Origin of the sequence: Streptomyces sp. MBT65 (assembly GCF_016612545.1) — a bacterium.
Taxonomy (GTDB): domain Bacteria; phylum Actinomycetota; class Actinomycetes; order Streptomycetales; family Streptomycetaceae; genus Streptomyces.
Genome location: NZ_JAENRY010000078.1, coordinates 22,358 through 28,479, shown reverse-complemented (window position 1 = coordinate 28,479; position 6,122 = coordinate 22,358). Strand labels below are relative to the sequence as shown.

The window sequence follows — 6,122 nt, the reverse complement described above, 5'->3', positions numbered from 1 at the left end:
CTTCCCGCCCGCCCCCTTACTTGGCGCCGAGCGCGGCGACATCGATCGTCCATACGGGGTTGTAGGCGATGCCGGTCACGGACGCGGCGGAGACGGTGTTCCGGCTGGGCTGCATCAGCGGGATGAAGGGGCCGGAGGCGTTCATGCGGGTCTGGATCTGCTCGTAGAGCGTCTTGCGGGTGTCGTCGCCGATCGTCGTCGCCGCCTTGTCGCCGAGCGCGGTGAGGGTGGGGTCGGCACCGGCCTTCCAGCCCGCGCGCAGGCCGACGAGGTCGCCGGGCAGGAAGGTCAGGTAGTCGCTGGGGTCCGGGTAGTCCGGGCCCCAGTACCAGAGGCCCAACTGCTCTTTGCCGTTGCGGTAGTTGTCGAGTTCGGTGGTGGTCGGCGCTGGGGCGAGCGTGACGGTGATGCCGACCTCCTTCAACTGGGCCTGGACCCGTTCGGCGAGGGTCTGGAGGGACAGCCCGTCGACGGTGAGGTCACTGGCGTAGCCGAGGGTCACGGAGGGCTTGGCGACACCGCTCGCCTTGAGGGCCGCCTTCGCACCGGCGAGGTCGCGTCCGGCGGCCTGTGCGGCGGGCAGCGCGCCGAGGAAGGTCGAGGGGATGATCCCGGCGGGCTGGACGGAGCCGGTGCCGGCGAGCGAGAGCAGGCTCTTGTAGTCGATGCCCTTGCGTACGGCCTCGGCGAACTTGGCGTTGGACGTCGTACCGCTGACCTTGGTGTTCTGGTTGAGCAGCAGGAAGATCACGTCCGAGGACGCGCCGCTGTCCACCTTGAGCCCACCGCCGAGGCCGCTGACCTGGTCGGAGGTGAGGTCGAGGGCGATCTGGCTGTCGCCGCGCTGGACGTTCAGCTTCTGGGTGGGGGCCTGGACGTTGCGCAGCACGATCTTGTCGTAGGTCGGCTTGTCTGAGCCGGTGTACTTGGGGTTCTTGGTGAGGACGACCTGGGTGTTCGTGTTGAACGAGGTGAGGGTGTACGGGCCGGAGCCGGCCGACGTGGTGTTGAGGTACTTCTCCGCCGCGTCCGTCGCGGTCGCCGAGCCGCCGTGGGCCTGGACCGTCTTCGCGCTGAGGATGCCGAGCGCGGGGTTGGGGAGGATGAAGGGCAGCGCCGGGTTCGGCTTCTTCGAGGTCAGGGTGACGGTGGAGGCGTCGGTCTTGGTGACCGTGACGCCGTCGAGGAGGAACGACGGGTTGCCCTTGAGCGCGATCACCCGGTTCAGCGAGAAGACGACGTCGTCGGCGGTGACCGCGCTGCCGTCCGCGAACTTCGCGCCCGCCCGCAGGTGCAGGGTGAGCGTCCTGCCGTCCGCCGACTGCTCGTACGAGGAGGCCAGGCCGGGCACCGGCTTGGTGACGTCGGAGCCCTTGAAGGACAGCAGCGTCTCGTAGAGCGCCTTGTCCACGATCTGCCCGGTCGGCTCGAACTCACGGCCCGGGTCGGCGGTCTTCAGGTTGAACGACGTGTCGACGACCAGGGTCTTGCCGGCCGTCGAGCCGGTGGCACCCGTACCGCCGGAGCAGGCGCTCAGGGCGAGCGCCGCGACCGCGACGAGCGGGAGTGCCACCGGGTGGGACCCGGCACTGAATCTGGGCATTGCGTGCCTCCGTGATCAAGACAGAGCGGGGCGGAGCCGAAGAAGGCCATGCGGGTGCGGGCGGATGCCGGGAGGGGACCTGGACGATTCGCCGTTAGGGTTGGCTGAAACTAACCAGGACTCTCGGCGGACGGGACCAGCGCGAGACGTAATGCAACGGAGAGGCGCGAAGATGGAAGATCTGTCGACCCCGGAGACCCCGGGCGAGCGCCGCTCTGGACGGATCGGCATCGGTCTTGCCCTGGATTCGGTGCATTTCAAGATCCTCGATGTGCTGCGCACCCAGGGCCGTATCTCCGTCGCGGCCCTCGCGGAACGTGTCGGCGTCTCCCGCGCGAACGCCTACACCCGTCTCGAAGCGCTCCGCGCCGACGGAGTGATCAACGGCTTCAGCGCCCGCGTCGATCACAACCGGGTCGGCCTGGAGATCTGTGCCCTGATCTTCGTCACGGTCCGCCAGGAGCTGTGGAACCAGTTCCGTACGGCTCTCGCCCAGATGCCGGAGGTGGAGTACTGCGCCGTCACCACCGGCCAGCACGACGCCATGATCCAGATCCGGGTGGCCGACGTCACCGCCGTGCACCGCCTGGTCACCGACCGGCTGTCCACGATTCCGGCGGTCCGCGCGACCGAGACCGTGATCATCCTCGACGAGGTGCTCCGCCGGCCCTACGTCCTGCCGGCCGCGCCCCGCTCCACCGAATCGGCGGTCGGCAACCCTCAAGAAGCCCCCGGGACAAGCCAGTTCGGGATGACCCGGTTCATCCGCGCGGCCGAGGGGCGGGCCGATCTGCAACGCACGTCCGAGCCGGAGGACTGACCGTCGGCCGACCGAGGTCACCGGGCCCGACGCGCACGCGATGACGACCGCCTGAGCGCGGCCGGCCAGGTCGGGCTTGGTTCGTCGTGCGGTCGAGGTGGGTAGCCGAGGCCTCGCGCACAGCGACATGCTCGCCAGGCCCTGCGCCGCCGCGCCGGCCCTGGGGAGCCGTCCGCGCTTATGCAGCGGTGTCAGTGGTGGGCGGCCATGTGGGCGCGGGACTGTTCGCCGCTGTCGGGGGCGAACGCGCTCGCGATGCCTTCGGCGGCGCCCTGCGCGGCTTCGGCGGAGCGGGGCAGAAGGATCTTCTCGTAGGCGGTGATCGCCTCGTCGACGTCGTGGTGGCCGGCGAGGGCCCGGGCCAGGTCGGCGCCGTCGCGCATGGCGAGGTTGGCGCCCATTCCGGAGAAGGGGGACATCAGGTGGGCGGCGTCGCCGAGCAGGGTGACGCCGGGGGTGTGCTCCCAGGTGTGGGGAACCGGAAGGGCGTACAGAGGGCGGTTGACGTACCCGGTGTCCGTGTCGGTGATGCAGCCGCGCAGCGCCTCGCTCCAGCCCGCGAAGCGTTCCAGGAGGGCGTCGCGGACGGCGGCGGTGTCGGTCAGGTCGAGGGCGGCCCGCCCGTACCAGTCCTCGGGGACGCGCATCCCGACGTAGACCCGGATGTGGCCGCCGCTGTTGCGCTGGGCGACGAAACCGTGATTGTCGTCGAGGGCCATCATCGTGCCGTTGCCGGTCAGCCCGGCGAGTTCCGGATGACGGGTGTCGGCGTCGTTCAGACCGGTCTCGACGAAGGTGACTCCGGTGTACACGGGGAGGGCGTCGGACAGCAGTCGGCGTACGCGCGACCAGGCGCCGTCCGCGCCGATGACGAGGTCGGCCTCGGTCGTGTCGCCGTGCGCGAAGTGGAGGCGGTGCCGGCCGTCGCCGAGCGGTTCGACCCGCTCCAGCCTGTGGCCCCAACAGACCGGCGCGGCAAGGGAGTCGAGCAGGATCGTGCGCAACTGGCCGCGGTCGATCTCGGGGTTGCCCGCGCCGTCCTGCGGCGGGGCGCTGTCGAAGACGACGCGGCCGGCCCGGTCGACCAGCCGCATCTGCTCGCCCTCGGGACGGGCCAGCGCGGTGAACTCGTCCCACAGACCGGCGGCGCGCAGCGCGTACTGGCCGGTGTCGGGATGCATGTCGAGGGTGCCGCCCTGGTTGCGGGCGGTCGCGGACTCGTCCGCGTCGTGGACGGTGACGTCGATGCCGTGGCGCTGGAGGACGCGGGCGCAGGTGAGGCCGCCGGGGCCGGCGCCGATCACTGCGATGCGGGTGCCGTTCATGGTGGCTCTCCTTGGATGTGGCGCGGATTGATGACCGGCTTCCAGAAAAGCAGACTCGATATAAAAGTGCAACGACACACCTTTTGGATTCGAGCAATGAACGGTGCGATGCAAGTACGGCGGTCCCCGCGCCGCGTTCGACCCGGGCGTTGTCAGTGGTGGCAGGCAGGATGAGAGTCATGACAACTCCTGCAGCTGTGATCGTGGATGCCGCCGCCTACGCGCAGGCGGTCGAGGACGCGGTGAAGGCGTCGGCCGCCTACTACACCGGTGGCACCTCCGCGCTGGACGACGACTCCTACGACCGGCTGGTGCGCGGCATCGCGGCGTGGGAGGCCGACCATCCCGACGAGGTGCAGCCCGACTCCCCGACCGGGAAGGTGGCCGGCGGCGCGGTCGACGGCGATGTCCCGCACACGGTGGCGATGTTGAGCCTGGACAACGTGTTCTCGCCGGAGGAGTTCACCACCTGGACCGCCTCGCTGGCCCGAAGAATCGACCACGAGGTGACGCGGTTCAGCGTGGAGCCGAAGCTGGACGGCCTGGCGATCGCGGCCCGCTACACCCGCGGCCGACTCACCCGGCTCATCACCCGCGGCGACGGCACGGCCGGCGAGGACGTCTCGCACGCGATCGGCACCATCGAGGGCCTCCCGCAGGAGCTGACCGAGCCGGTCACCGTCGAGGTGCGCGGCGAAGTCCTCATGACCACCGCCCAGTTCGAGCACGGCAACGAGGTCCGCACCGCGCACGGCGGGCAGCCGTTCGCCAACCCGCGCGGTGCCTCGGCCGGCACCCTGCGCGCCAAGGAGCGCGCGTACACGGTGCCGATGACGTTCTTCGGCTACGGCCTGATCCCCGTCGCCGACACCGAGGCCGGGCTCGCGGCCCGACTGGGCGAACTCGCGCACAGCGAGCTGATGACCCGGGCCGCCGCCTACGGGGTCAACACCACGGCCACCACCGCCGTGCCCGGCATCACCGCCGACACGGTCGAGGAGGTGCTCGCCCGGGTCCAGGAGATCGCCGCGCTCCGGGCCCAACTGCCGTTCGGGATCGACGGGATCGTCATCAAGGCCGACCTCGCCGCCGACCAGCAGGCCGCCGGGTCGGGCTCGCGGGCCCCGCGCTGGGCGATCGCCTACAAGCTGCCCGCCGTGGAGAAGATCACCCGGCTGCTGGAGGTGGAGTGGAACGTGGGCCGCACCGGCATCATCGCCCCGCGCGCGGTCCTGGAGCCGGTCGAGATCGACGGCGCCACCATCACGTACGCCACCCTGCACAACCCGGGGGACATCACCCGCCGCGATCTGCGCCTCGGCGACCACGTCATGGTGCACCGGGCCGGTGACGTGATCCCCCGTATCGAAGCCCCGGTCGCGCATCTGCGCACCGGTGACGAACAGCCCATCGTGTTCCCCGAGGTGTGCCCGCGCTGCGGCTCCGGCATCGACACCAGCGAGCTGCGCTGGCGCTGCGAACAGGGCCGCAACTGCCACCTGGTCGCCGCCCTGTCCTACGCCGCCGGCCGGGACCAGCTCGACATCGAGGGGCTGGGCCACACCCGCGTCGTCCAGCTCGTCGACGCCGGGCTGGTTGCCGATCTCGCCGACCTGTTCGCCCTCACCCGCGAGCAACTCCTGGGCCTGGAGCGGATGGGCGAGACCAGCACCGACAACCTCCTCGCCGCGATCGTCACGGCCAAGGGCCGGCCGCTGTCACGGGTGCTGTGCGCGCTCGGGGTGCGCGGCACCGGTCGCTCCATGTCCCGCCGTATCGCCCGGTACTTCGCGACGATGGACACCATCCGGGCCGCCGACGCGGAGGCGATGCAGCGGGTCGAGGGCATCGGCACGGAGAAGGCCCCCTCGATCGTCGCCGAACTGGCCGAACTCGCCCCGCTCATCGACCGGCTCGTCGCCGCCGGGGTCAACATGACCGAGCCCGGCGCGACGCCGCCCGCCCCCACGACGGACGACGCCACCGAAGGCGGTACGGAAGCCGCCGACACGGCCGACGGGCCGCTGGCCGGGATGACGGTGGTCGTCACCGGCGCGATGACCGGCCCCCTGGAGAAGCTCAGCCGCAACCAGATGAACGAACTCGTCGAGCGGGCCGGTGGCCGTTCCTCCTCCAGCGTCTCCAAGAAGACCACCCTGGTCGTGGCCGGGGAGAACGCGGGATCGAAGCGGGCCAAGGCCGAGACCCTCGGCATCCGACTCGCCACCCCGGACGAGTTCGCGACCCTGATCGCCGACTACCTCGACTGAGGCCTTCCGGGCGAGGTGTTCCGCAGGTCACAGTCACCGGCGGGACCCGAGCGGGAACAACTGGGCCGGGTCGCCCGTTCATGTCTATGTGGCTGCGGAGGGGA

4 protein-coding genes are annotated in these 6,122 nt (G+C 70.7%); 2 read left to right on the top strand and 2 right to left on the bottom strand.

All coding sequences use genetic code 11. From position 1 onward, the window contains the following. Positions 1 to 16: 16 nt before the first annotated feature. Positions 17 to 1,603 (bottom strand): ABC transporter substrate-binding protein, encoded by a 1,587-nt coding sequence (locus JHN63_RS19275; RefSeq protein ID WP_200682324.1) that lies wholly within the window; start codon positions 1,601 to 1,603, stop codon positions 17 to 19. 172 nt (positions 1,604 to 1,775) lie between these two features. Here JHN63_RS19275 and JHN63_RS19270 point away from each other — a divergent pair, with 172 nt between their 5' ends. Further along, positions 1,776 to 2,423, top strand: coding sequence for an Lrp/AsnC family transcriptional regulator (locus JHN63_RS19270; protein ID WP_200682323.1), 648 nt, complete (start codon positions 1,776 to 1,778; stop codon positions 2,421 to 2,423). 191 nt (positions 2,424 to 2,614) lie between these two features. Here the strand turns inward: JHN63_RS19270 and JHN63_RS19265 are convergent, their stop codons facing one another. After that, positions 2,615 to 3,748 (bottom strand): NAD(P)/FAD-dependent oxidoreductase, encoded by a 1,134-nt coding sequence (locus tag JHN63_RS19265; protein ID WP_200682322.1) that lies wholly within the window; start codon positions 3,746 to 3,748, stop codon positions 2,615 to 2,617. 179 nt (positions 3,749 to 3,927) lie between these two features. Here JHN63_RS19265 and ligA point away from each other — a divergent pair, with 179 nt between their 5' ends. Beyond that, positions 3,928 to 6,018, top strand: coding sequence for an NAD-dependent DNA ligase LigA (gene ligA, locus JHN63_RS19260; protein WP_234477370.1), 2,091 nt, complete (start codon positions 3,928 to 3,930; stop codon positions 6,016 to 6,018). Positions 6,019 to 6,122 lie beyond the last annotated feature (104 nt).